Here is a 25,278-nt window from a genome sequence, read left to right as displayed (position 1 = left end):
TATTACTTCTTCAGCACCAGGGTCAGAATGTCATAGCTGGCCACCAGCTCACCGAGCTGGTTGGTCACCTCCACATCCCACGCCACCACACCTTGCGGTTGTCCGAGCGGGCCGGTCTTGCCCTGGTCGATTCGCCAATCCCGACCGGGTTGATGAAGCGCGAGGGATGTACGAGGTGGCTATGTGCCTTCGGCATTGCCACAATTGTTGTAGGAGCGGCCTTGCGTCGCGAAAGGGCCGCAAAGCGGCCCCGGCAATCATTGCGGCGAAGCTGAAAACCTGGGGCCGCTTCGCAGCCCTTTCGCGACACAAGGCCGCTCCTACAGGCCCGCGCTTACCCTGTGGGAGCGGCTTCAGCCGCGAAGAGGCCGGCACAGCCAACCATTTATTACTTCTTCAGCACCAGGGTCAGAATGTCATAGCTGGCCACCAGCTCACCGAGCTGGTTGGTCACCTCCACATCCCACGCCACCACACCTTGTGGCTGCCCGAGCGGGCTGGTCTTGCCCTGGTCGATCTTGCGCTTGCAGGTCAGCCGCGCCTGGATCGTGTCGCCAATCCCGACCGGGTTGATAAAGCGCAAGGTATCCAGCCCATAGTTGGCCAGCACCGGCCCGGCACCTGGCGAGACGAACAACCCGGCCGCCGCTGAGAGCACGAAGTAGCCATGGGCGATGCGCTTGCCGAACTGCGATTCCTTGGCCGCGATCTCGTCGAAGTGCATGTAGAAATGGTCACCCGACAGGCACCCGAAGTTGACCAGGTCGGCTTCGGTCACGGTGCGGCGGTGGGTCAGCAGCGATTCGCCGATACGCAGGTCGTCGAAGTAACGGCGGAATGGGTGCACCTCTGTCTCGATCACTTCCCCGCCGCGCACGTACTCGCCGGTGACGGCCGTCAGCATGCTGGGCGAACCCTGCACCGCGGCGCGCTGCAAGTAGTGCTTGACTGCCCGCAGGCCACCCAGTTCCTCGCCACCCCCGGCGCGGCCCGGGCCGCCGTGCTTGAGTTGCGGCAGCGGTGAGCCGTGGCCGGTGGATTCCTTGGCCGCTTCACTGTCGAGCACCAGCAGGCGCCCGTGCCAGGCGGCGGCAACCGGGATGGCCTTGGCGGCCACGGCGCGGTCGGCGGTGACCAGGCTCGCCACCAGGCTGCCTTTGCCGCGAGCGGCCAGGGCCAGGGCTTCATCCAGGTCGTGGTAGGCCATCAGCGTGCTGACCGGGCCGAAGGCCTCGATGTCATGGGCGCCGCCCTCGGCATGCGGGTCGCGGGCCAGCAGCAAGGTCGGGGCGAAGAAGGCGCCCTCGGCCACGCCTTCACCCCGCGGGGCGAAGCCATCGCTGGCGCCGAACAGCTGGTCACAGCTCTGCAGCAGGCTGCGCACGCGCTCGCCGACGTCGCGCTGCTGGTCGTGGGAGGCCAGGGCCCCCATGCGCACGCCTTCCACCGACGGGTCACCGACTACCACCTTGCTCAGGCGCTCGCGCAGGCGGGTGGCCACCGCATCGATGTGCCTGGCCGGGACGATGGCACGGCGGATGGCGGTGCACTTCTGCCCGGCCTTGGTGGTCATCTCCCGTGCCACTTCCTTGATGTACAGCTCGAATTCTTCGCTGTCCGGGCTCACGTCCGGGCCGAGGATGGCGCAGTTGAGCGAGTCGGCCTCGGCGGTGAAGGGTACCGAGTTGCGGATCAGGTTGGGCGTGACACGCAGTTTTGCGGCGGTGTCGGCAGAGCCTGTGAAGGTCACCACGTCCTGGCCCTGCAGGCGGTCGAGCAGGTCGCCGGTGCTGCCGATCACCAGTTGCAGGCTGCCCGCTGGCAGCAGCCCAGAGTCGTTCATCAGCCGTACCACGGCCTCGGTCAGGTAGCTGGTCGAGGTCGCCGGCTTGACGATGCACGGCATGCCGGCCAGGAAGGTCGGCGCGAACTTCTCGAGCATGCCCCAGATCGGGAAGTTGAAGGCGTTGATGTGCACGGCCACACCGGCGCGCGGAACCAGGATATGGCTACCGGCGAAGTGGCCTTGCTTGCCCAGCGGGATCGCCGGCCCTTCGTGCATCAGGTTGCCCGACGGCAGCTCGCGGCTGCCGATGCCGGCGTAGCTGAACAGCGTGGCATTGCCGCCCTCGATGTCGATCCAGCTGTCGGCGCGGGTGGCACCGCTGTGGTGCGACAGTGCGTAGAGCTGCTCCTTGCGCTCAGCCAGGTACAGGGCCAGTGCCTTGAGGCGCTGGGCGCGCTGCTGGAAGTCCATGGCCATCAGCGCGGCCAGGCCTTGGGCGCGGGCAAAATCCACGGCTTCGGCGAAATCCGGGCGCTCTTCGTGGCTGTAGGCCAGGACGTGGCCGTCCAGGGCGCTGCGCAGGGCCTGGGCGCCGTGCTGGCCGATCCAGCGGCCGGCGATGAAGCTCTGCAGGGTTGGGGCGTCAGACATAGTGTTTTCCTCTTGTGCGCGCTGTTACCACAGCGCCAGGGTGTAGCCGATGATCAGGCGGTTTTCGTCCACGGCGTTGGTCAGGCCGTTGCCGGAACGGAAGGTGACGTTGCGCCAACGCAGGCTGACGTCCTTGAACGGGCCGCTCTGGATGACGTAGGTAAGGTCGGTGTCGCGTTCGCGCTCGCGGCCATTGCTGACGGTGGCGGTTTCGGCGTGGCGGCCGTCGGTGTAGCGGGTCATGAAACTCAGGCCGGGGATGCCCATGGCGACAAAGTCGTAGTCGTAGCGCAGCTGCCATGAGTCCAGCCCGGCGCGGGTGAAGGTGTTGTAGGTCACCAGGTTGACGGTGAACGGGTCGCCGCCGTTGACGAACGGGAATGCACTGTCACCGGACATCTGTTGCCAGGTGGCGGTGAACTTGTGGGCCCGTACGCCAAGGGTGAACATGGCGTTGAAGTTGCGGTTGTCGATAGTGCCGGCGCGCTCGGCGCCGTCCTCGCGGCTGTCGAAGTAACGCAGGTCGCTGCGCAGAGTCAGGCCTTCGCCCAACGGGCGGGTGTCGACCAGGCCGACGAACTGCTGACGGTAGATGTCCTGCAGCTTGGCGTAGTAGTAGCTGAGGCTGGTCTGCGGGGAAAGCGCGTAGCTGCCACCGCCGAAATCAAGGTGGTCGCTGGTCGCGGCGCCATAGCCCATGTCGTCGCGGCCGGACGAATCGCGCAGGTTGACCTTGCTCAGGCGCCCGGCGTTGAAGGTCAGGCCGTCGATGTCCTGGCTGGTCAGCTGGCCGCCCTGAAAGGTCGAGGCCAGCAGGCGGGTGTCGTTGTACACCACCACCGGCAGGATCGGTTGCAAGGTACCCAGGCGCAGGGTGCTTTTGGACACGCGAACCTTGCCGGTCAGGCCCAGCTCGCTGTAGTCCTCGACCGGCTCATGGCTGTTCGGGCCGAACGGCAGCAGGCCCGTGTTGCGCCGATTAGCGCTGGAGTCGAGCTTGACGCCCAGCTGACCCATGGCATCGAGGCCAAACCCGACCATCCCCTCGGTGAACCCCGATTCCACTTTCGCGGTAAAACCCTGGGCCCATTCCTCGGCCTTGGCCTGGGGCGCGTTGCTCTGCCGGAAATCGCGGTTGATGTAGTGGTTGCGCAGTTCCAGCCGTGCATGGCTGTCGTCGATGAAGTCCGCCAGGGCCGGTAACGGCAGGGCGAGGGTGGCCAACCAGGCGGCCGATTTCAGGTGCGTGCGGTTCATTGTTGTTATACCCGACAGTGTCATGGATCAGTGCTTGCTGGCGCCGGCGGCGCCGATACCGGTCATGGAGCGGATGAACTGCGCCAGGTAGCGACCACGTTCCTGCCTGGCTCGCTCCGAACTGTCGCTGACCGAGAACGCCCAGGCGGCGAGGAACGCCAGGCTCATCGAGAACAATGCCGGGTTGCTGTACGGGAACAGGGCGGTCGGGTTGTGCAGCACGTTGACCCACACCGCAGGGCCGAGCACCACCAGCACTACTGCCGAAACCAGGCCGGCCATGCTGCCGCACACCGCGCCGCGGGTGGTCAGGCCCTTCCAGAACATCGAAAGCAGCAACACCGGGAAGTTGACCGAGGCCGCCACGGCGAGCACCAGGCCGGACAGGAAGGCGATGTTCTGCGATTCGAACACCAGGCCCAGCACCACCGCGAGCAGGCCAATCACCAAGGTGGCGATCCGCGACACACGCATTTCCTCTTGCTCGGTGGCCTGGCCCTTGCGCACCACACAGGCATACAGGTCGTGGGATACCGCAGATGCACCGGACAGAGCCAGGCCGGCTACCACGGCAAGGATGGTGGCGAAGGCCACGGCCGAGATGAAACCGAGGAACAGGTTGCCACCCACGGCCTGGGCCAGGTGCACGGCGACCATGTTGCCGCCACCGATGATCGCGCCCGCAGCGTCACGGTACGCAGGCTCGGTGCCGACCATGACAATGGCGCCGAAGCCGATGACGATCAGCAGCAGGTAGAAGTAGCCGATGAAGCCGGTGGCGTAGAACACGCTCTTGCGCGCTTCCTTGGCGTCGCTGACGGTGAAGAAACGCATCAGGATATGCGGCAGGCCGGCGGTACCGAACATCATGCCCAGGCCCAGCGATATCGCATCCACCGGGTTCGACAGCAAGCCACCCGGGGCCATGATCGCCTGGCCCTTGGCATGCACCGCCACGGCGCTGGCGAACATCGCTTCGGTGCTGAAGCCAAAGTGCTTCAGCACCATGAAAGCCATGAAGCTGGTGCCGGACAGCAGCATCACCGCCTTGATGATCTGCACCCAGGTGGTGGCCAGCATGCCGCCGAAGGTGACGTAGGCGACCATCAGCACGCCGACCAGCATCACCGCATACAGGTAGCTGATGCCGAACAGCAGCTCGATCAGCTTGCCGGCGCCGACCATCTGCGCCACCAGGTACATCAGCGCCACCACCAGGGTGCCGAACGCCGAAGTCAGGCGCACCGGGGTCTGCGCCAGGCGGTACGAGACCACGTCGGCGAAGGTGTATTTGCCCAGGTTGCGCAAGCGCTCGGCGATCAGGAACAGGATGATCGGCCAGCCGGCCAGCACACCCAGGGCGTACAGCAGGCCGTCGTAGCCATTCATGAACATCATGGCCGAGATACCGAGGAACGACGCGGCACTGATCATGTCGCCGGCGATCGCCAGGCCGTTCTGCATGCCGGTCAGGCCGCCGCCGGCGGTATAGAAATCGCTGGCCGAACGGGTACGCATGGCAGCCCAGCGGGTCACCAGCAAGGTGAAGCAGACGAACACCATGAACATCGAAATGGCAGTCCAGTTCATTGCGCGCACTCCTGGCGGACCTTGTCGTTGAGCGGGTCGAGCACGTTGTTGGCGCGGTGCACGTAGATGCCGGTGAGGGCGAACGACAGCAGCACCATCAGCACGCCAACCAGCATGCCGACGGTGGTCACGCCGCCGCTCAGGGACTGGCCGAGGGTGCTGGGCGAGAACGCCACCAGCAGGACGAAGCCGTAGTAGATCACCAGCATGGCCAGGGTCAGGCTGCCGTTGAGGCGGCGCTTGCGCCGCACCAGGTGCCGGAAATCCGGGTGGTTGCTGATGCTTTCGATGTGTTCCGGGGTCATGGCAAGCGATCTCTTTTGTCTTGTAATTGTTTTCTTGAGGTCACGCGGGTGGCGCGGTACTGCCTTTGTGGGAGCGGCCTTGTGTCGCGAAAGGGGCGCAGCGCGGCCCCGGGATCTTGCCTCTGAACACAAATCGCCGGGGCTGCTGCGCAGCCCTTTCGCGACGCAAGGCCGCTCCCACAAAAAGCCGATCCCACAGTCAGAGCTGGTCGAAGTCGAGCACCACCTTGTCGCTCACCGGGTAGGTCTGGCACGACAGCACATAGCCGGCCGCCACTTCGTAATCTTCCAGGGCATGGTTGCTGTCCATCTCGACCTCGCCCTCGATCACCCGGCACTTGCAGGTCGAGCACACGCCGGCCTTGCACGAGTAGGGCAGCTCGGCGCCGATGGCGTTGCCGGCATCCAGCACGTTCTGGGTGTTGCGCGGCAGGTCGAAGCTCAATGCGCGACCGTCGCTGATCACAGTGATGTGGCTCAGCGCCGCATCCACCTGGCGTGCAGCCTCGCGGGCCTCACGGCGGGCCTCGTTGCCAGCGGCGGCAAACAGTTCGAAGTGGATACGCTCTTTGGCCATGCCGTTGGCCTGCAGGCTGTCGCGTACGGTTTCGGTCATCGCCTGCGGGCCGCAGATGAACGCGGCGTCGAGGCTGGAGACGTTCATCCAGCGCGAGAACAGCTGGCCGCACTTGTCGGCGTCGATGCGGCCGTTGTACAGGTCGACATCCTGCTGCTCGCGGCTGAACACGAAAATCAGGTTGAGGCGGTCCAGGTAACGGTTCTTCAGATCCTCGAGCCTGTCGCGGAACAGCGCCCCGGAGCTGGAACGGTTGCCATACAGCAGTGTGAAGCGGCTGTGCGGTTCGCTGGCCAGGGTGGTGGCGATGATCGACAGGATCGGCGTGATGCCGCTGCCGGCGGCCACGCCCAGGTAGTTGCCCTGGCGCGCCGGGTCCAGCGGCACGAAGAAGCTGCCCGATGGCGGCATCACGTCCAGCTGCTGGCCGGCCTTGAGCACTTCGTTGGCGAAGGCCGAGAAGCGTCCCCCTGGCACGCGCTTGACGGCCACGCGCAGCTCGCCGTCCTGCACGGCGCTGCAGATGGAGTAGGAGCGGCGGACTTCTTCGTCGTCCAGCCGGGTGCGCATCACCAGGTACTGGCCCTGGGTAAAGCGGAAGGCCGCTTGCAGGTGCGCCGGTACGTCGAAGGCGATCGACACGGCGTCACGGGTCTCGTTGCGCACTTGTTTGATGGTCAGGCTGTGAAACTGGCTCATGGTGGTCTCCACGGCTCAAATGCATTTGAAATAGTCGAACGGCTCCAGGCACTCGCGGCAGCGGTACAGCGCCTTGCAGGCCGTGGAGCCGAACTGGCTGAGCAATTCGGTGTGGCGGCTCCCGCATTGCGGGCAGCACACCTCTGGCGCTTCGCCGAGCAGGCTGCGCTTGCTGGCACTGCCCTGCGGCGGGGCGATGCCGTAGGCACGCAGGCGGTCGCGGCCCAGTTCGCTGATCCAGTCGGTGCTCCAGGCCGGGGTCAGCCTGCGCTCCAGGTCCGGCTCGGGAAAACCGGCCTGTTCCAGCGCCTGGCGAATATCACCTTCGATCACCTCGGTGGCCGGGCAGCCGGAGTAGGTCGGCGTGACGACAAGGTGCAGGTGGCCGGCACGCCAGCCCAGGTCGCGCACGATCCCCAGGTCGACCACGCTGACCACGGGTACTTCCGGGTCCATGACCTGGCCCAGCACCTCCCAGGCCCGCGCCAGGTCGTCGCCGCGCGGCGCACGCGCGCCGCGGTCGCCGGCAATCAGCTCACCAGGTTGCATCGGGGTAGGCCCTTGGCAGGAACTGCATCTCGGCCAGCAGCAGGCCCAGGTGTTCGGTGTGCAGGCCCTGGCGGCCGCTCAGGTAGAAGTGGCTGGCGGCCTTTGGCAGCGGCAGTTCGACCGAGTCGAAGAGGGTACTGACCTGCTTCAGCCAGGCCGTGCCGACTGCAGCAGGGTCGGCGGCGAGCCCGGCCTGGGCCAGTTGCACTTCGTTGTCGCTGCCGCCGCTGAGCTCGACGGTGAAGCGCCACACGGCAGGGATCGCGTCGAGCATGCGCCGGCGGCTTTCTTCGGTGCCACCACCCAGGCGCTGCACCCATTCGCTGGAGCGGCGCAGGTGGTAAGTCACTTCCTTCAGAGCCTTGGCTGCAATACCGGCAATGCGCTCGTCACGCGACTCGGCCAGCCCTTGCAGCACGGCATGGTGCCAGGCGTCGTACAGGAACTGTTTGGTCATGGTCACGGCGAAGTCACCGTTGGGCTGCTCGACCAGCAGCAGGTTGCGGAACGCGCGTTCGTCGCGGCGGAAGGCCAGGTCATCGGCATCGCGGCCGTCGTCGAGCAATTCGGCGGCGTATTCCAGCCAGTTGCGCGCCTGGCCGACCAGGTCGAGGCCGACGTTCATCAGTGCCAGCTCTTCTTCAATGGCCGGCGCGTGCCCGCACCATTCGCACAGGCGCTGGCCCTGGACCAGGGCGCTGTCGCCCAGCAGCAGCAAATACGGGATCAGATCGTGCTTGTGCATGGCCAACCTCACATGTGCCCGACTTCGTCGGGCAGTTCATAGAAGCTGGCGTGGCGGTAGACCTTGTCGTCCGATGGGACGAACAGCGGGTCTTTCTCGTCAGGCGAGGAGGCGGTGATCAGTGCCGAGGGCACCACCCACAGGCTCACGCCTTCGCTGCGGCGGGTGTACAGCTCGCGGGCGTTCTCGATGGCCATGGCGGCGTCGGCGGCATGCACGCTGCCGACATGCTTGTGGTTAAGGCCGTGCTTGCTGCGCACGAACACTTCGTAGAGGGTCCAGACAGACATTTTCGATCTCCGCATCAATCGCCGCTCAGGCGGCGTTCTTGTTCTGTTGCTTGCGTGCGTAGGCCACGGCCGCTTCGCGAACCCAGGCGCCATCGTCGATAGCCTTGCGCCGGGTGGCGACGCGTTCCTGGTTGCAGGGGCCGTTGCCCTTGATGACTTCGTAGAACTCGTCCCACTGGATGTCACCGAAGTCGTAGTGGCCGCGCTCGGCATTCCACTTAAGGTCCGGGTCGGGGGCGGTGCAGCCGAGCAGCTCGAGCTGGGGCACGGTCTGGTCGATGAAGCGCTGGCGCAGCTCGTCGTTGGTCTGGCGCTTGATCTTCCAGGCCATCGACTGGGCGCTGTTGGGCGAGTGCTCGTCGCTCGGGCCGAACATCATCAGAGCCGGCCACCAGAGGCGGTTGATGGCGTCCTGGACCATGTCCTTCTGCGCCTGGGTACCTTCGCGCATCATGGTCAGCAGCAGCTCGTAGCCCTGGCGCTGGTGGAAGCTCTCTTCCTTGCAGATGCGGATCATGGCGCGCGAGTAGGGGCCGTAGGAGGTGCGCTGCAGCACCACCTGGTTGACGATGGCGGCGCCATCGACCAGCCAGCCCACGGCGCCCATGTCGGCCCAGCTCAGGGTCGGGTAGTTGAAGATGCTCGAATACTTGGCCTTGCCGCTGTGCAGCTTGGCGATTTCCTCGTCGCGGTCGGCACCGAGGGTTTCCATGGCGCTGTACAGGTACAGGCCGTGGCCAGCCTCGTCCTGGATCTTGGCCATCAGTTGCAGCTTGCGCTTGAGGCTGGGGGCGCGGGTGACCCAGTTGCCTTCGGGGAGCATGCCGACGATTTCCGAATGGGCGTGCTGGGAGATCTGGCGGATGAGGGTCTGGCGGTAGGCCTCGGGCATCCAGTTCTTGGCTTCGATCTTGATTTCAGCGTCGATTTTTTCCTGGAAGTTGCGCTCCTCGGGCGACATCTCTTCCAGCGACTTGACGCGCTTGACTCCGGTTTCCACTAGCTGTGCATACATGATCCGACTCCTGCTGAGGCATGAGTCATTTGTAAGCGATACAAAAGATAACGTCAAACGGTTTTATATGTATCGAATAAGATTTGTGTGTCGTTTTCCGGCCCTTTCGCGGGTTCACCCGCGAAAGGGGCGGCAGAAAAAACGCAAAAAAAAGCCCCGGACCATGCCGGGGCATAAAGGCAGCCGATAACTCAGCTGGCCAACCGTTTGTCGAACACATGACAAGCCTTGCCTTCCGACCGCTTGAGCGTGCCGCAAGGCTGCAGGACCACCTGCGTGCTGATGCCGATATAGGTCTTGATCTGCTTGCCCAGCTCCCCGATCACCAGCTTGCGCTGCGCCTCATCCAGCCCCTGGCACTCAGCGCGCAGCTCCACATGCACCTCGACACTGTCCAGGTTGCCATTACGATACAGATGAATCTCATAAAGCTCAGAAAGCTGTTTTATTTTCAGCACCTGCTCTTCGATCTGCGTCGGGAACACGTTCACCCCGCGAATGATCAGCATGTCGTCACTGCGACCGGTGATCTTGCCAATGCGCCGCATCGGCCGCGCCGTGCCGGGCAGCAGGCGGGTCAGGTCGCGGGTGCGGTAGCGCACCATCGGCAGGGCCTCCTTGCTGAGCGAGGTGAACACCAGCTCGCCCAGCTGCCCGTCAGGCAGCACCGCGCCGGTCACCGGGTCGATGATCTCGGGGTAGAAGTGGTCCTCCCAGATGGTCGGGCCGTCCTTGGTCTCGATGCACTCCATGGCCACGCCCGGGCCCATGATTTCCGACAGGCCATAGATGTCCAGGGCGTTGATCCCCAGGCGTTGCTCGATGGAGCGGCGCAGCTCGTCGGTCCACGGTTCGGCGCCGAAGATGCCCAGGCGCAGTTTGAGATCATTCGGGTCGATGCCCTGGCGCTCGATCTCGTCGGCGAGATTGAGCATGTAGGAGGGCGTGACCATGATGATGTCGGGCTGGAAGTCACGGATCAGCTGCACCTGCTTTTCGGTCTGGCCGCCGGACATCGGAATCACCGTGCAACCCAGGCGCTCCGCGCCGTAGTGGGCACCCAGGCCACCGGTGAACAGGCCGTAGCCGTAGGACACATGCACCTTGTCACCCTTGCGCCCGCCGGCGGCGCGGATCGAGCGGGCAACCACGTTGGCCCAGGTATCGATGTCGTTCTGGGTGTAGCCGACCACGGTCGGCTTGCCGGTGGTTCCACTGGAGGCATGCAGGCGCACCACTTCTTGCTGGGGCACGGCGAACATGCCGTAGGGGTAGTTGTCGCGCAGGTCGTTCTTGCCGGTGAAAGGGAACTTCGCCAGGTCGTCGAGAGATTTCAGGTCGTCGGGATGGGCGCTGTATTCGTCGAAACGCTTGCGGTACAGCGGTACGTTGTCATAGGCGTGCTTCAGGCTCCAGCGCAAGCGCTCCAGCTGATGCTGGCGCAGGGCGTCGATACTGGCAGTTTCCATCGGGTCCAGCAGGGCACGATCGGCATCATGGTACATATTCATGGCTTCACTCGAATTGTTCTTGTACGTCGGCCACTTGCAGTGGACAAGCGGCTTACCGTGAGTGTCATGGACGCAGCATAACCGGCGGCGTCACGTTCGGTAACAAGCCATTGGTCAGAGACGCTCGATGACCATGGCAATGCCTTGGCCAACGCCGATGCACATGGTGCACAGGGCATAACGGCCGTTGGTTCGTTCCAGCTGATGCAGGGCGGTGGTGACCAGCCGCGCACCGCTCATGCCCAGCGGGTGGCCCAGGGCGATGGCGCCGCCGTTGGGGTTGACCCGCAGGTCATCGTCGGCCAGGCCCAGCTCGCGAAGCACGGCCAGGCCCTGGGCGGCAAAGGCTTCGTTGAGCTCGATGACGTCCATGTCGGCCAGTGACAGGCCAGTCAGTTCCAGTACCTTGCGGGTGGCCGGCACCGGGCCGATGCCCATGATGCGTGGCTCGACCCCGGCAACTGCCATGGCGACGATACGGCCACGGGCCGTGAGGCCATGGCGGCGTGCGGCCTCGCTGCTGGCCAGCAGCAGGGCACAGGCGCCATCGTTGACGCCTGAGGCATTGCCGGCCGTGACGCTACCGCCCTGACGGAAGGGCGTGCCGAGCTTGGCCAACTGTTCGAGGGTGGTGTCTGCACGCAGGTGCTCGTCCTGCTCGACACAGATGGCCGGGCCTTTGCGCTGGGGAATTTCGACCGGCACGATTTCCTGTGCCAGGCGGCCATTGGCCTGGGCCGCTGCCGCTTTTTGCTGGCTGCGCAGGGCAAAGGCGTCCTGGTCGGCGCGGGAGATGCCGAACTGCTCAGCGACATTTTCTGCCGTTTCCGGCATCGAGTCGATGCCGTGCCCGGCCTTCATCAGTTTGTTGACGAAACGCCAGCCGATGGTGGTGTCGAACAGCTCGGCGCTGCGGCCGAACGCTTGTTCGGACTTGCCCATGACGAACGGCGCGCGCGACATCGACTCGACGCCCCCAGCCAGCATCAGCCCGGCTTCGCCACAGCGCAGGGCGCGGGCAGCATTGCCGATGGCGTCCAGCCCCGACCCGCACAGACGGTTGATGGTGGTGCCTGGCACACTGATCGGCAGCCCCGCCAGCAGGCCAGCCATGCGGGCGACGTTGCGGTTGTCTTCACCGGCCTGGTTGGCGCAGCCGAGGATCACGTCGTCGATGGCCTGCCAGTCCAGTTCCGGGTGACGTTCGATCAGGGCCTTGATCGGCACGGCGGCCAGGTCGTCGGCGCGCACGCCGCTGAGGGCGCCGCCGTAACGGCCGATCGGGGTGCGCACGGCATCGATGATCAGGGCATCGAGGGGCTTGGCTTCAGTCATCTTGGGTCTCCTGCGCGAGCACGGTGCCGCGCACTTGGTAGGATTTGCCACGGAACAAGGCGATCAGCTCGCCGCGCTGGTTTTCGATGCGCACGTCGTACAGGCCGGTACGGCCTTTGCGGCTGAGTTCGCTGGCCGCCGCAGTGAGCACGTCGCCCGCCAGCGCCGGGGCGAGATAATCGATGCTGCAGCCCTGGGCCACCGTGGCCTTGTCGTGGCTATTGCAGGCAAAGGCGAAGGCCGAGTCGGCCAGGGCGAACAGGAAGCCGCCGTGGCAGGTGCCGTGGCCCTGCAACATATCGGCGCGCACCGGCATGCTCAGGCGCGCCAGGCCCGGGGCGATGTCGAGCAAGGCAATACCCAGACCTTGGGTGGCCGGATCACGGGAATACATCGCGTCGGCACAGGCCTGGGCCAGCTCATGTGGGTTGCGCTGCAGTTCATTCATGCAGGTTCGCTCCTTGTTCGGCGCTGCGACGCAGCAGCAGGGAAGGCCGGTAGCGGCTTTCGCCGTAACTGGCCTGCAGGTTTTCCAGCACGCGCAGGGTGTAATCGATGCCAAGCTGTTCGGCCCAGGCCAGCGGGCCGCGTGGATAATTGACCCCGGCGCACATGGCCAGGTCGATGTCGGCAGCGCTGCCAACGCCTTGCAGCACGGCATCGGCGGCTTCATTGGCGAGCATGGCCACGGTGCGCAGCACCACCAGGCCCGGCAGGTCGGCGACGCCGGTCACCTTCAGGCCAGCGCGCTGCAGCAGGGCCACCGCCTGGTCGCGAGCCTGGACAGTAGTGTCGGCAGACCAGCTGATGGCGATGCGGGTGGCGGCCTGGTAGTCCAGCGCGAGGTCCAGCAGCACCAGGTTGCGCAGGCCGTCCTCACGGGCACGCTGGCTGGCCAGGCGGCCGTCCGACAGGGCCAGGGTGGCGTCACCGCTGCGGATCAGGCCGTTGCCCGCGCGCTCGGTAATCGCCAGGCCGCCATCTTGCAAGCGCGACAGCAATGGCTGCAAGGCGCCCAGTTCGCCTTCGACCACGCAGCATTCGGCGCTTGCCGGGCTGTGCAGTTCGGCGGCCGGCGGGCGTTCGGCACCCTCGGCGTAGCTATAGAAGCCTTGACCACTCTTGCGTCCCAGGCGTCCGGCATCGACCAGCTCTTTCTGCACCAGCGAAGGCTGGAAGCGGAAGTCACCATAGAAGGCTTCGAACACCGAACAGGTGACGGCGTAGTTGACGTCATGGCCGATCAGGTCGGTGAGTTCGAATGCACCCATGCGAAAGCCGCCGGCATCGCGCAGCAGGGCATCGAGCGTCGCGCAATCCGCAGCGCCTTCCTGCAGCAGTCGCAGGCTTTCGGCATAGAAGGGCCGGGCCACGCGATTGACGATGAAACCTGGAGTGGAGCGGGTGTGCACAGGCTTCTTGCCCCAGGCTTTGGCGGTGTCATAGAGCGCGTTGGCAATAGCAGGCTCGGTCGCGAGGCCGGAAACGATCTCCACCAGCGCCATCAGCGGCGCCGGGTTGAAAAAGTGCATGCCGACCACGCGTTGTGGCCGTTGAAGGCCCGCCGCAAGACTGGTGATCGACAGCGACGAGGTATTGCTGGCGAGGATGCAGCCCTCGTCGCACAGACTTTCCAGTTGCTGCAGCAGTTGCTGCTTGACCTGCAGGTTCTCGACGATGGCTTCGATCACCAGCCGCGCGTCGGCCAGGGTTTCGATGGTGTCGACCGGCTGCAGGCGTGCGGCAATGGCTTCACGGTCGTGAGGCAGCAGCTTGCCTTTTTCCACTAGCCGCCCGAGCTGGCGATCGATGCCGGCGACCGCCTGGGCAGCGGCGCCAGGGCGGTTGTCGTAGAGTTTTACCGGGTGGCCGGCCTGGGCGGCCACCTGGGCGATACCTGCGCCCATGGCACCGGCGCCGATAACCGCGACCAGGGCGTTGTTGTCGAGTGCGCTCATGGTCAGCGGCCTTTGAATGCAGGGGTGCGCTTGTTCATGAAGGCGCTGACGCCTTCGCGGTAGTCCTCGCTGCGGCCGGCAAGCCGTTGCAAATCGCGCTCAAGCTCCAGTTGCTGGTCGAAGCCGTTGTCGAAGCTGGCGTTAAGGCTGCGCTTGATCAGCGCCAGGCCATAGGTTGGCTGGCAGGCCAGTTGGCGGGCGAGGGCAAGCGCCTCGTCGCGCAGCGCGGCATCGTCGACTACCCGGTGGATCAAGCCCCAACGCTCGGCCTGTTCCGCGCTCAGGCGCTCGCCGAGCATGGCCAGCGCTTTGGCCCGGGCCATGCCGACCAGCCGTGGCAACAGCCAGGTACCGCCGGAGTCCGGCACCAGGCCGATCTTGCAGAACGCCTGGATGAAGCTGGCCGAGCGGGCGGCCAGCACCAGGTCGCAGGCCAGCGGAATGTTCGCACCGGCCCCGGCGGCCACGCCATTGACGGCGCAGATGACCGGCAGCGGCAGGTCGCGCAGGGTGCGCACCAGCGGGTTGTAGAACTTGTCGATGGACTCGCCCAGGTCGGGCAGGGCCGCGCCTGGCGCGACGTTGCGGTCGGACAGGTCCTGGCCTGCGCAGAAGCCGCGGCCTTCACCGGTCAGCAACAATACCCGTGCTTCGCTGCTCTGGCGGACCTGCTTGAGGGCTTCGCGCACTTCCAGGTGCATCTGGGTATTGAAACTGTTCAGCTGCTCGGGGCGGTTCAGCGCAAGGAAGGCCACGCCGTCCTCGATGGAAAACACAATGTGCTCGAAAGTCATGACGGACTCGCTCGATCGGTCGATGGGGAGTGGGCGGCTCAGCAGCCTTTGAACTGTGCCGGGCGTTTTTCCTGGAAGGCGCGAATGCCTTCGTCGCGATCCGCGGTGCCGGCCAGCACGGTGAAGGCGTGGCGCTCGAAGCGCAGGCCAGTGGCCAGGTCGCTGTCGCCGGCCTTGAGCAGTGCTTCCTTGGCCAGGCGCACCGCCAGCGGTGCCTTGGCAGCGATGCTGCGGGCGACCTGCAGGGCACGCTCGACGGCCAGCTCTGGCTGGGTGATTTCGCTGATGAGGCCTGCCTGCAAGGCGTGGCGGGCCGTGATGGCCTCACCGGTCAGCACCATCTGCATGGCCAGCGGCTTGCCGACGGCACGCAGCAACCGCTGGGTGCCACCGGCGCCCGGCATGATGCCGAGGTTGATCTCTGGCTGGCCGAAGCGGGCGTCATCGCCGGCGATGACGATGTCGGCGCACATCACCAGCTCGCAGCCGCCACCCAGGGCGTAGCCGTTGACGGCTGCGACCAGCGGCTTGGCAAAGGCGGCGATGCGTTGCCAGTGGGCAACCCGAGGATCATTGAGGATGCCCACCAGATCGCGCTCGGCCATCTCGCGGATATCGGCACCGGCGGCAAAGGCCTTGCGGCTGCCGGTGATGACCACGGCGCGGGTGAGTGGGTCTGCATCGGCGTCGGCGAGCGCGGCGGCAAGCTCTGCGAGTAATTCGGTACACAAGGCGTTGAGCGCTTCCGGGCGTTGCAGGGTGAGCAGGCGAACGCCGTGTTCAGGGGCCTGCACATCGATGAAACGAGGCATGTCGGGGTCCTCAGGCTGCTCGCACGGCACATCGGGTGGCCGGCATTTATTGGAATTGTCTGCAGGGGCGGCGCGGGGCTGCCCAGGTGCATTCAGTATAAGCACTATGTGATACACATATGCAACAGTAATTGTGTTTTTACGTATCTCGTTTTATGTTGATCGTTATTCAAGTACTGCGGAAAGCCTTTAATAAAGCGGCTTTGACTTGAACGAGCGTGACAACTCATTGCGATACACAATCTGACATCATTGCTGACAATTTACGGAGAAGACTACATGCCTTGCTATCGGCTCGACGGCCTGACCCCGGTGGTCGACCCCACTGCTTATGTGCACCCCAGTGCCGTGCTGATCGGTGACGTGATCATTGGCCCGCGCTGCTACGTAGGCCCACTGGCGTCGCTGCGCGGCGATTTCGGGCGCATCGTGCTGGAAGAAGGGGCGAACCTGCAGGACACCTGTGTCATGCATGGTTTCCCGGGCGGTGACACGGTGATCGAGCGCAACGGCCATGTCGGTCATGGCGCGGTGCTGCACGGCTGTCGAGTGGGCGAAGACGCGCTGATCGGCATGAATGCCGTGGTCATGGACGCGGCTCACATAGCACCGCGCTGCATCGTGGGCGCCACGGCCTTTGTCAAAGCCGGCTTCCAGTGCCCTGAGCAGAGCCTGGTGATGGGTGCCCCGGCGCAGGTCAAGCGCCCCCTGACCGAAGAGGAGCTGAGCTGGAAGCAGCGCGGCACTGCCGAGTACCAACGCCTGAGCCAACGCTGCATGGCGACGATGGTGGAGTGCCCACCGCTGAGCGCAGCCGAAGCACAGCGGCCGCGCATGGGTGACTGCGGGTTCAGGCCCAAGGGCGAGGCAGGCGCATGAGCGTGCCGGCGTCGCGCCATGGCCAGGCGACCCGTCGCACAGGTATAGTCGGTGCTTTCCACGCGCGCAGTTCGTCCATGAGCAACCTCGTTCCGCTGAACAACCTGATCACTCGCTTCCAGGAGCAGACCCCGATCCGCGCCAGTTCGCTGATCATCACCCTCTATGGTGATGCCATCGAGCCCCATGGCGGCACGGTCTGGCTGGGCAGCCTGATCAAGCTGCTGGAGCCGATCGGCATCAACGAACGGCTGATCCGCACCTCGATCTTCCGCCTGACCAAGGAAGGCTGGCTTACCGCTGAAAAAGTCGGCCGGCGCAGCTACTACAGTCTCACCGGTACCGGTCGGCGGCGCTTCGAAAAAGCCTTCAAACGTGTCTACAGCCCCAGCCAGCCGGCCTGGGACGGCACCTGGACCTTGGTCCTGCTGTCGCAGCTCGATGCCGGCAAACGCAAGGCCGTGCGTGAAGAACTGGAATGGCAGGGCTTCGCCGCCATGGCGCCAAACGTGCTTGGCTGCCCGCGGGCGGACCGCGCCGACCTGGCCGCTACCCTGCGCGAACTGGACGCGAGCGACGACAGTATCGTTTTCGAGACCCATACTCAGGAGGTTCTGGCCTCCAAGGCGATGCGCGCACAGGTGCGCGAAAGCTGGCGCATCGACGAGCTGGGGCAGCAGTTCAGTGAATTCATCCAGCTGTTCCGGCCTCTGTGGCAGAGCCTGAAAGAGCAGGACGAGCTCAACCCCGAGGACTGCTTCCTGGCCCGTACGTTGTTGATCCACGAGTACCGCAGGTTGCTGCTGCGTGACCCGCAGCTTCCCGATGAGCTGCTGCCGGGTGATTGGGAAGGTCGGGCAGCGCGGCAACTGTGCCGCAACCTGTACCGCCTGGTGGCTGCCAAGGCCGAAGCGTGGCTGAACACCGAGCTGGAAACCGCAGACGGGCCGCTGCCGGATGTGAACGAAAGCTTCTACAAACGCTTTGGTGGTCTGGCTTGAGCGTGAAATGCCCATCAGCGCCTGCCCCTTGGAAGGGAATGACATGACGACAACGGCCGATAACCCCTCTGAAGACCGTGTACTTGGCGACCTCGACCTGCTGCATAGCATCAGCGTCGCACTGATCGGCGAACAGGACCGTCAGGCGCTCTATGTGAAGATTGTCGATGCGGCTGCGAGCATCACCGGCTCGCAATTTGCCACCATGCAGGTACTTTGCCCGGCTGACGACGCCTCGGGGCACGGCGGCAAGCTGCAACTGCTCTGCTCGCGCGGGTTGCCCCCGGATGCCATCCAGTTCTGGCAGTGGGTGAACTACAACGCGCTGAGCAGCTGCGGCCTGGCGCTGCGCCGTGGCAAGCGTGCAATCATTGCCGACTTCGAGCAGTGGGACGAAATAGCCGGTACCGAAGAACTGCGCGCCTTTCGCGCAGCCGGTATCCGTGCTGCGCAGACCACGCCACTGCTGTCACGCAGTGGCCAGTTGCTAGGGATGATGTCCACCCATTGGGCCCAGCCGCATCACCCGTCGGACCGCGTGTTGCGGCTGCTCGACATCCTCGCCCGCACCGCTGCCGACCTGCTGGAACGCACGTTGGCCGAAGAAGCCCTGCGCGAGCTCAACGACACACTCGAACACCGGGTCGCGCAGCGTACTGCCGAGCTGATGGCGGCTGAAGAAAAACTGCGTCAATCCCAGAAAATGGAAGCGGTTGGCCAGTTGACCGGGGGCCTGGCACACGACTTCAACAATTTGCTGGGTGGCATCAGCGGTTCGCTGGAGCTGCTCAGCCAGCGCATCGAGCAAGGACGCACGGGTGAGGTCGAGCGGCACCTCATTGCCGCGCGAAATTCTGCCAGCAAGGCCGCCATCCTGACCCATCGTCTGCTGGCGTTTTCCCGCCAGCAGACCTTGGAACCTCGCGCGGTGAAGCTGGCCACGCTGCTGCAGGACATGAGCGAACTGATCCAGCGCACGGCAGGGCCCGCCATTCGGATCGAGACTGTATGCGATCAGGCGCTTTGGCCGGCCTTTGTCGATGCGAGCCAGCTCGAGAGCGCGGTGCTGAATCTTTGCAATAACGCCCGTGACGCCATGCCCAATGGCGGCACAGTGATGCTTGAGGCCAGCAACCTTACGCTGAGCGTGCAAGGCGCCCAGCGCCATGAGCTGCAACCCGGGCAGTATGTGCACCTCAGCGTCACCGACACCGGCACCGGCATGTCGCCCGACGTGCTGGTTCACGTCTTCGAACCTTTCTTCACTACCAAACCCGTGGGGCAGGGCACCGGCCTTGGCCTGTCGATGATCTATGGCTTCGCCCAGCAATCTGGCGGCCAGGTAAAAATTCGCTCGAAAGTGGGCGAAGGCACCCGGGTCGACCTGTATCTGCCTCGGCATTTTGGCGAGGTGCCCGAGCCCGAGCCCGAGCCTGCCGGCGACGGGCCGCCATTGCCAGCCTTGCAGGGCGGCAAGACGGTATTGCTGGTGGAAGATGAGCGGACCCTGCGCATGGTCGTGGCGGAAACACTGGAAGAGCTTGGCTACCAGGTATTGCAGGCGGCCGATGGGGCCGCCGCGCTGGAACTGCTGCGCTCCGGTGTCCGCGTCGATCTGCTGCTCAGTGATGTGGGCTTGCCGGGGGAGATGGATGGCTGGCAACTGGCAGAGAAGGCGCTCGGTTTGAATGGCGCACTGAAAACCTTGTTCGTCACTGGCTACGTGCAGGCCAGCGAACTGGCCGCAGGCAGGCCTGTACTGAGCAAACCCTTCACACTCCAGGCGCTCGGCAGCCGCGTGGGCGAATTGTTGGCCGACTAGGTCATCAGCGCGGAAAGAGCAGCGTTACCGCAAAGCGAAAGCCCCAGCCTTGCGGCCCATTGTCGGGTGATTCGAGCCAGTAGCGCGGGCCCGCCTGCACGGTGATGGGGTGACCATCGATCTTGAACAGCTGCGTGACGGTCAGGTTGACCGGGATCGCCCAGTCCTTGCTCTGCCAGTCGTAGGTGGCCTCGCTGTTGATGCCAAAGGTGGTCAGTGAGGCGTTGGTGTAGGAAAGAAACGGCTGCATGAAGGTCTGGTTGACCTTCTCTTTGTCATCCGCGGGGCTGCCTTCCAGCCCCCACAGGTGATTGGCGAGTATCCCCCGGGTCCAGCCATTGGACTGTTTCAATGCAACCACCGTCGGCCCGAGCGCCCATTGCTCGCTACCCAGCACGTCATTACTGGCTGTCGGGATCAGCAGCGCGGGCCCGGCGCCAAGGATCCAGCCACTGGCAGTGGGCTGCTTGGGTGAAAAGAAAAAGCTCTGGGTGACGTCGCCCACACCGGAGGTGTCCGCGCTACCGCCCAGACCGTGCTGGTCGACCACAGGGAGGATGGTGCGAGAGATCAGGTTCCAGTTTTCATCCAGGCTGAAGGGCAGTACCGGCTGGATATTGGTCACATTCCGCTTGCCGTCATCGTCGGCGCCCAGTTTCTGATCCCAGTTGTACTGCACCGGCAAGCTGTACATGGCAGCGACCGGGTTCAATGCCTTTTTCGCAAGCTCTGCAGAATCTTCTGCCTGAGCAGTACCGAGCGGGAGCAGCAAGGCAAGCACATACAGCGCATAGCCGTTTGCTTGGGGCATGATCAGGCATCCTTTACCGGCAGTGGTCCAATGAACATCCGCTTCAGTCGTTCACGCCCGATCACTCGGGCAAGCTCTGCAATCACGCAATACATGAAGATCAACGTGACCAGCAGAATCTGAATGGCCCAGAAGCGCGGCCAGTTCATGGACGTCCACAGCAAGTGGTTGGCATCCACGAACCCCGGTGCCTCTTTCCAGTAATCGTACAGTCGCTCCAGGTAGTGCACGATCAGCGCCACAAAGGCATACATGGCGGTTTTCCAGGCCACGTTCCAGATCAGCGGTTTGTCGGGAAACCGATTGATGAATGGCAGCATGTCGGCAACCAGTACCGACTTGCCAAGTACCAGGGAGGCGATGAGTACGGAGGCTGAGACCGGCAGCTCTACCCCAGAGCCTTTGATCATCAGCGCACGTATCAGCGCGACGATGTGCAGGATCACGAAGAAGAAAATGGTGGGCGGGAGCACTTTCATGAATTCATGTTTGAGCTTGAGCAAGACAGTGTTCATTGCGGCGTCCTCTGGGGAATAGGTCGATTACCAGACATATTGCAAACGTAACGTCCAGGTATTCACATCCGGCGATCCGGTGCGTTCCGATACGGTGTCAGAGTAGGCGAGCAGCCCACCGAACTGTGGGCTCAGCATGAAACCCAGGCTGGCACCCAAGAGCACGTTTTCCTGCTTGTTGTCCTGGCCGACACCGTCGATTCGGGTTTCACCACCGGTGCTGTAGGTACTGTCCAGCGACACCCACAACGCCCGGTTGACCGTATAGCTGTAGTGGCCCTCGATCGCGTACAGCGGTTTCTGTTCCAGCTTGCTGTTGCCCTGGTACTCGTCGTTGTCGCCGTACAACGAGACATAGCCGTTGACTTCCAGCCAGGTCGGCCCGAACGGCGTGCCGAAGGCGAGTTCCGGTTTGACCACCCAGCGGTTGGCGCCGATGTTGATGATCCGGTCCTTGTCATAGTCGCCGGTGGGTGCAGTCAGCCACAGCGCACCACTGAAGAAGGTCTCTGGCTTCCAGCTGGCGAATTGCGCCATGGTCAGCGCCGGGCCACCGAAAAAATTGTGTGCAAAGACAATCTGCGTGTCGCCCATGCCCCCATTGTGCTTGGTGCCGCTGAAAAATCGCCCGTTGTCGAACGAGGCCGAGACGTCGGCATACGGCTGCAGCACCTGGATCGCCGAGTTGCGCCCGTCCAGGCCGAACGAGCGGGCGTAGCGCAGGATGTACAAGTCGGCATTGAGCGACAGGCCATCGAGCGGCAGCGAGGTGTCGATCGGCGTGTTGGTGTCGATCAGGTTGTAATAGCCGAACACCATGTTCAGGTCGACCGGCGTGTTCTGCCAGTCGCGGGCGTTATCGGCCAGGGCCGACTGGGCGCAAAGACCGATCGACAGCGACAGTAGCAGGCACGAGCGCTGAGGGTGGGTCATATTGGCTCCATGCATAGGCTGTCCATCAGTGATAGCTCAAGTTCGCCGCCTGCCCCGAAAAATTTGCTAGCCTCAGTGCCGCAGGGTCCGGTACAGGGCCCATGGAACTGGCCGTGGAGCGTGGAATGGGGAAGGCGATCAGAGGCGTAATCTGTGGGCTGCTGGGCGCAGCGCTGCTGGCCTGGCTGGGGAGTGCGGCGGCAGCCAGCCCGCCGGCCCAGGCGCAACCTGCCGAGGGGTATGTCGCAGCGCAAACCTGCCTCGGTTGCCACGCTGACCAGGCCAAGCAATGGAAAGACTCCGACCACGGCTGGGCCATGCGCGATGCCACCGCGGCCAACGTGCTGGGTAATTTCAATGACGCCCGGTTCGACGAGGCCGGGGTGAAAGCGCACTTCTTCCGCAAGGGGCAGGGCTTTTTCGTCAACCTCGAGGGCGAGGACGGCAAACCGGCCGACTTTCAGGTGCGCCGCACGTTCGGCCACTTCCCACTGCAGCAGTACCTTGTCGACCTGCCGCGCGGGCGCTTGCAGGCGTTGACCATTGCCTGGGACAGCCGACCCAAGGGGCAGGGCGGGCAACGCTGGTTTTCGCTGTATCCGGGGCAGCGCTTCGCCCCGGACGACCCGCTGCACTGGACCGGCCGTTACCAGAACTGGAACGGCATGTGCGCCGACTGCCATTCGACCCGGCTGGTAAAAAACTACAACGACCGTGACGACAGCTTCGCCTCGACTTGGCAGGAGCAGAACGTCGGCTGCCAGAGTTGCCATGGGCCGGGCAAAGCGCACGTCGACTGGGCCAAGGCAGCCAAGCCGGGCGAGCCCAATGGTCTGGCGGTGGATTACAAGGCGCTGGGCAGCCAGGGCCTGGTCGAGCAGTGTGCCTATTGCCACAGCCGGCGACAAACCCTCGGCGTCGGCATGCTGCCGGGGCATGCGCAGTTCGATCAAAGCCTGCCGGCAACCCTGCGCACGGGCCTGTACCATGCCGATGGCCAGATTGACGGTGAAGTGTACGAGTACGGCTCGTTCACCCAGAGCAAGATGTACGCCGCCGGCGTCGGATGCACCGACTGCCACAACCCCCATACCACCAAGGTGAAGATCGAAGGCAATGGCCTGTGCCTGCAATGCCACAACAGCCAGCCTCCGGTGGCGCGCTTCCCCAGCCTGCAGGCCAAGGACTACGACAGCGAAGCGCACCATCACCACCCGGCCGGCTCGCCGGGCGCGCAGTGCGTCAATTGCCACATGCCGACCAAGACCTACATGGTGGTCGACCCGCGCCGCGATCACAGCTTGCGCATCCCGCGCCCGGACCTCGCGGGCAAGACCGCCAGCCCCGACGCCTGCACCAGTTGCCACCAGGACCGCCAGCCGCAATGGGCGGCGGCGGCCATCGACGGCTGGTTCGGCCCGCGCAAGCGCCCGGTGCATTACGGCGAGAACTTCCAGGCGGTGCGCAGCGGCCACGGCATCGCCCTGAGCGAGCTGAACGCGGTGCTTGCCGACAAGGGCAAGCCGGCCATCGTACGCGCCACGGCAGCGCAGCAGATGGCCGAACTGGGCACGCAGTCGGTGATCAGCCTGGGCTGGGCGTTGAAGGACAACAGCCCGCTGGTACGTGCCTACGCGGTGGCCGGGTTCGCCAGTGTGCCGCCTGAACAGCGCCTGCAACCGTTGTTGCCGCTGCTCGAAGACCCGACCCTGGCGGTGCGCGACGAAGCGGTGCGAGTACTGGCCGCAGTGCCCGCCGCACAGATACCCGAGCACAAGCGTGATGCGTTCGCCACGATGCTGGCCGATTATGAGCGCCGCCTGCGCGGCAACGCCGACCTGCCAGGCGGGCGCCTCAACCTGGCGGTGCTGCTCAGCCGCCAGGGGCGTGATGCCGAGGCCATGGAGCAGTACCGCCAGGCGTTGCGGCTGGACCCGTACTTCGTGCCGGCGCGTGTCAACCTGGTGACCCTCGCCAGTGCCGCTCAGCGGTTCGACGAGGCCGAGCAGGTGCTGCGCGAGGGCGTGGCCCTCGACAAGATGCCCGCCACCGATCATGGCAACCTGGCCTACATGCTGGCCTTGCTGCTGGTCGAGCGTGGTCAGCAGGACGAGGCGCTGCAATGGATGGAGCGCGCGGCCGTGGCGCTGCCGGGCAATTCGCGGATTCGCTATAACCAGGGCTTGCTGTTGTCGCGCCTTGAGCGCCGTGACGAAGCCATCGCCGCACTGAACAGCGGCCTGGAGCAGTCCCCTGATGACCCGGATCTGCTCTATTCGCTGATCTACCTGCATGCCCTGGCCGGTGAGCGCGCCGAGGCCTTTGGTTACGTGAAGCGCTTGCGACAGGCGGCACCCGATGATCCGCGTTTGCAGGCGATCGAGCCGTATTGGCAGAAGCCATAGCTGGCGAAGCCGACAAGCGCTGCTAGATTTAGCCGATACCCATACGGTCAGGGAGCAAGAGCGTGAGCATACGCGAGGAAATTGCAGCGCTGGAGGCTCGTGTCGCCGAGCAGGTACTGGGGCAGGCCGAAACCATTCGGCATGTACTGCTGGGCTTGCTGGCCAACGGTCACGTTCTGCTCGAAAGCCTGCCAGGGCTGGCCAAGACACGCACGGTCAAGGCCCTGGCGACCCACCTGGACGCGAAGATGCGGCGTATCCAGTTCACCCCGGACCTGCTGCCGTCGGACATCACCGGCGGCGAGATCCTGCAGCAGACAAGCGAAGGCAACCAGATCAAATTCCAGCCCGGGCCGCTGTTCGGCAACGTGATCCTGGCCGACGAGATCAACCGCGCCCCGGCCAAAGTGCAGGCAGCGCTGCTCGAAGCCATGGAAGAGCGGCAGATCACTGTGGCCGGGCAGAGCTATGCCATGCCGTCACTGTTCATGGTGATGGCGACGCAGAACCCGATCGAGCAGGAAGGCACCTATCCGCTGCCTGAGGCACAGATGGACCGCTTCCTGATGAAACTGCAGCTGGATTATCCCAAGGTCGAAGATGAGGCGCTGGTGCTGCGTCTGGTGCGCAATGAAGAAGCGCAAGGCCGCAACGGCGCGCAGGCCCCTGAACAACTGGCACAGGAGGTGGTGTTCGCCGCCCGCGCCGAAGTCGCACAGGTGCACGTGTCCGAGGCGATCGACCGCTACCTGGTCGACCTGGTCAACGCCACCCGGCACCCAGTCGACTACGATGCCGACCTGTCGCGCTGGATTCGCATTGGCGCCAGCCCACGCGGTGGCATCAGCCTGGACCGGGTGGCACGCGCCCATGCCTGGCTGGCCGGCAATGCGTTCGTTACCCCGGACGATGTACGTGCCGTTGTCCATCCGGTGCTGCGTCATCGCTTGCAGCTCAGCTATGACGCGGTCGCTGAAGCCGTCACGCCCGACCAGGTGATCGACCGCCTGCTCGACCGCGTGGCCATCCCGGCCTGAG

The 25,278-nt window shown here is 64.5% G+C and carries 22 protein-coding genes and 1 pseudogene; 5 read left to right on the top strand and 18 right to left on the bottom strand.

Annotated features, from left to right (window positions below):
* Positions 1 to 388: 388 nt before the first annotated feature.
* From paaZ to paaF, 15 genes and pseudogenes are all read right to left on the bottom strand, one after another.
* On the bottom strand, positions 389 to 2,437 hold the full coding sequence (gene paaZ, locus ACIPW4_RS19120; RefSeq protein ID WP_400660586.1) for a phenylacetic acid degradation bifunctional protein PaaZ: 2,049 nt from the start codon (positions 2,435 to 2,437) through the stop codon (positions 389 to 391).
* Between the two features lie 24 nt (positions 2,438 to 2,461).
* Positions 2,462 to 3,694 carry an OprD family porin gene (locus tag ACIPW4_RS19115; RefSeq protein WP_400660585.1) on the bottom strand — a complete coding sequence of 411 codons (1,233 nt, stop codon included), beginning with the start codon at positions 3,692 to 3,694 and terminating at the stop codon, positions 2,462 to 2,464.
* Between the two features lie 27 nt (positions 3,695 to 3,721).
* A pseudogene (locus ACIPW4_RS19110) lies at positions 3,722 to 5,290 on the bottom strand (cation acetate symporter); the annotation flags it as partial.
* The gene (locus ACIPW4_RS19105) at positions 5,281 to 5,589 is read right to left on the bottom strand and encodes a DUF485 domain-containing protein (protein ID WP_400660583.1); all 309 of its coding nucleotides are present in this window, start codon (positions 5,587 to 5,589) and stop codon (positions 5,281 to 5,283) included. The gene ACIPW4_RS19105 and the pseudogene ACIPW4_RS19110, both read right to left, overlap by 10 nt.
* Before the next feature lie 199 nt (positions 5,590 to 5,788).
* On the bottom strand, positions 5,789 to 6,865 hold the full coding sequence (paaE, locus tag ACIPW4_RS19100; protein ID WP_400660581.1) for a 1,2-phenylacetyl-CoA epoxidase subunit PaaE: 1,077 nt from the start codon (positions 6,863 to 6,865) through the stop codon (positions 5,789 to 5,791).
* 15 nt (positions 6,866 to 6,880) lie between these two features.
* Positions 6,881 to 7,414 (bottom strand): 1,2-phenylacetyl-CoA epoxidase subunit PaaD, encoded by a 534-nt coding sequence (paaD, locus tag ACIPW4_RS19095; protein WP_400660579.1) that lies wholly within the window; start codon positions 7,412 to 7,414, stop codon positions 6,881 to 6,883.
* A complete protein-coding gene (gene paaC / locus ACIPW4_RS19090; RefSeq protein WP_400660576.1) occupies positions 7,401 to 8,159 on the bottom strand; it encodes a 1,2-phenylacetyl-CoA epoxidase subunit PaaC in 759 nt (252 codons plus the stop codon). The genes paaD and paaC overlap by 14 nt, the downstream gene beginning before the upstream one ends.
* 8 nt (positions 8,160 to 8,167) lie before the next feature.
* A complete protein-coding gene (paaB, locus tag ACIPW4_RS19085; protein WP_008096376.1) occupies positions 8,168 to 8,449 on the bottom strand; it encodes a 1,2-phenylacetyl-CoA epoxidase subunit PaaB in 282 nt (93 codons plus the stop codon).
* A 25-nt stretch (positions 8,450 to 8,474) separates the two neighbouring features.
* Positions 8,475 to 9,464, bottom strand: coding sequence for a 1,2-phenylacetyl-CoA epoxidase subunit PaaA (gene paaA / locus ACIPW4_RS19080; RefSeq protein WP_400660575.1), 990 nt, complete (start codon positions 9,462 to 9,464; stop codon positions 8,475 to 8,477).
* A 191-nt stretch (positions 9,465 to 9,655) separates the two neighbouring features.
* Entirely contained in the window at positions 9,656 to 10,975 is a 1,320-nt protein-coding gene (gene paaK / locus ACIPW4_RS19075) for a phenylacetate--CoA ligase PaaK (protein WP_400660574.1), read from the bottom strand.
* 114 nt (positions 10,976 to 11,089) lie between these two features.
* On the bottom strand, positions 11,090 to 12,310 hold the full coding sequence (pcaF, locus tag ACIPW4_RS19070) for a 3-oxoadipyl-CoA thiolase (RefSeq protein WP_400660572.1): 1,221 nt from the start codon (positions 12,308 to 12,310) through the stop codon (positions 11,090 to 11,092).
* On the bottom strand, positions 12,303 to 12,758 hold the full coding sequence (gene paaI / locus ACIPW4_RS19065; protein WP_400660570.1) for a hydroxyphenylacetyl-CoA thioesterase PaaI: 456 nt from the start codon (positions 12,756 to 12,758) through the stop codon (positions 12,303 to 12,305). Before paaI ends, pcaF begins: the two co-directional genes overlap by 8 nt.
* Positions 12,751 to 14,268, bottom strand: coding sequence for a 3-hydroxyacyl-CoA dehydrogenase PaaH (gene paaH / locus ACIPW4_RS19060; protein ID WP_400660568.1), 1,518 nt, complete (start codon positions 14,266 to 14,268; stop codon positions 12,751 to 12,753). Before paaH ends, paaI begins: the two co-directional genes overlap by 8 nt.
* 2 nt (positions 14,269 to 14,270) lie before the next feature.
* Entirely contained in the window at positions 14,271 to 15,062 is a 792-nt protein-coding gene (gene paaG, locus ACIPW4_RS19055; RefSeq protein WP_400660566.1) for a 2-(1,2-epoxy-1,2-dihydrophenyl)acetyl-CoA isomerase PaaG, read from the bottom strand.
* Between the two features lie 38 nt (positions 15,063 to 15,100).
* Positions 15,101 to 15,874, bottom strand: coding sequence for a 2,3-dehydroadipyl-CoA hydratase PaaF (gene paaF / locus ACIPW4_RS19050; RefSeq protein WP_400660564.1), 774 nt, complete (start codon positions 15,872 to 15,874; stop codon positions 15,101 to 15,103).
* Positions 15,875 to 16,153: 279 nt separating this feature from the next.
* Between paaF and paaY the strand changes: the two genes are divergently transcribed.
* The 3 genes from paaY (at position 16,154) to ACIPW4_RS19035 (ending at position 19,576) form a co-directional block, all read left to right on the top strand.
* A complete protein-coding gene (gene paaY, locus ACIPW4_RS19045) occupies positions 16,154 to 16,753 on the top strand; it encodes a phenylacetic acid degradation protein PaaY (RefSeq protein WP_400660562.1) in 600 nt (199 codons plus the stop codon).
* 77 nt (positions 16,754 to 16,830) lie between these two features.
* On the top strand, positions 16,831 to 17,754 hold the full coding sequence (gene paaX / locus ACIPW4_RS19040) for a phenylacetic acid degradation operon negative regulatory protein PaaX (RefSeq protein ID WP_400660560.1): 924 nt from the start codon (positions 16,831 to 16,833) through the stop codon (positions 17,752 to 17,754).
* Positions 17,755 to 17,797: 43 nt separating this feature from the next.
* The gene (locus ACIPW4_RS19035) at positions 17,798 to 19,576 is read left to right on the top strand and encodes an ATP-binding protein (RefSeq protein WP_400660558.1); all 1,779 of its coding nucleotides are present in this window, start codon (positions 17,798 to 17,800) and stop codon (positions 19,574 to 19,576) included.
* Between the two features lie 4 nt (positions 19,577 to 19,580).
* Here ACIPW4_RS19035 and ACIPW4_RS19030 read toward each other — a convergent pair whose 3' ends face one another.
* Genes ACIPW4_RS19030 through ACIPW4_RS19020 form a run of 3 tightly spaced genes read right to left on the bottom strand, consistent with a single transcriptional unit; the run spans position 19,581 to position 21,835 of the window.
* On the bottom strand, positions 19,581 to 20,387 hold the full coding sequence (locus ACIPW4_RS19030) for a transporter (protein WP_400660556.1): 807 nt from the start codon (positions 20,385 to 20,387) through the stop codon (positions 19,581 to 19,583).
* A gap of 2 nt (positions 20,388 to 20,389) precedes the next feature.
* Complete coding sequence (locus ACIPW4_RS19025) at positions 20,390 to 20,902, bottom strand: hypothetical protein (protein WP_400660554.1); 513 nt, start codon at positions 20,900 to 20,902, stop codon at positions 20,390 to 20,392.
* Positions 20,903 to 20,929: 27 nt separating this feature from the next.
* Entirely contained in the window at positions 20,930 to 21,835 is a 906-nt protein-coding gene (locus tag ACIPW4_RS19020) for a transporter (RefSeq protein ID WP_400660552.1), read from the bottom strand.
* 101 nt (positions 21,836 to 21,936) lie between these two features.
* Between ACIPW4_RS19020 and ACIPW4_RS19015 the strand changes: the two genes are divergently transcribed.
* Together ACIPW4_RS19015 and ACIPW4_RS19010 are read left to right on the top strand one after the other, a co-directional pair.
* Positions 21,937 to 24,240, top strand: coding sequence for a tetratricopeptide repeat protein (locus tag ACIPW4_RS19015; protein WP_400660550.1), 2,304 nt, complete (start codon positions 21,937 to 21,939; stop codon positions 24,238 to 24,240).
* 62 nt (positions 24,241 to 24,302) lie between these two features.
* Positions 24,303 to 25,277 carry an AAA family ATPase gene (locus ACIPW4_RS19010; protein ID WP_400660548.1) on the top strand — a complete coding sequence of 325 codons (975 nt, stop codon included), beginning with the start codon at positions 24,303 to 24,305 and terminating at the stop codon, positions 25,275 to 25,277.
* The last annotated feature ends 1 nt before the right edge of the window (position 25,278 follow it).

Source organism: Pseudomonas sp. NPDC089996 (assembly GCF_044748405.1).
In the GTDB taxonomy this organism is placed as follows: domain Bacteria; phylum Pseudomonadota; class Gammaproteobacteria; order Pseudomonadales; family Pseudomonadaceae; genus Aquipseudomonas.
Note: the sequence above shows the minus strand (reverse complement) of the source record. Positions and strands in the feature narration are given on the sequence as shown.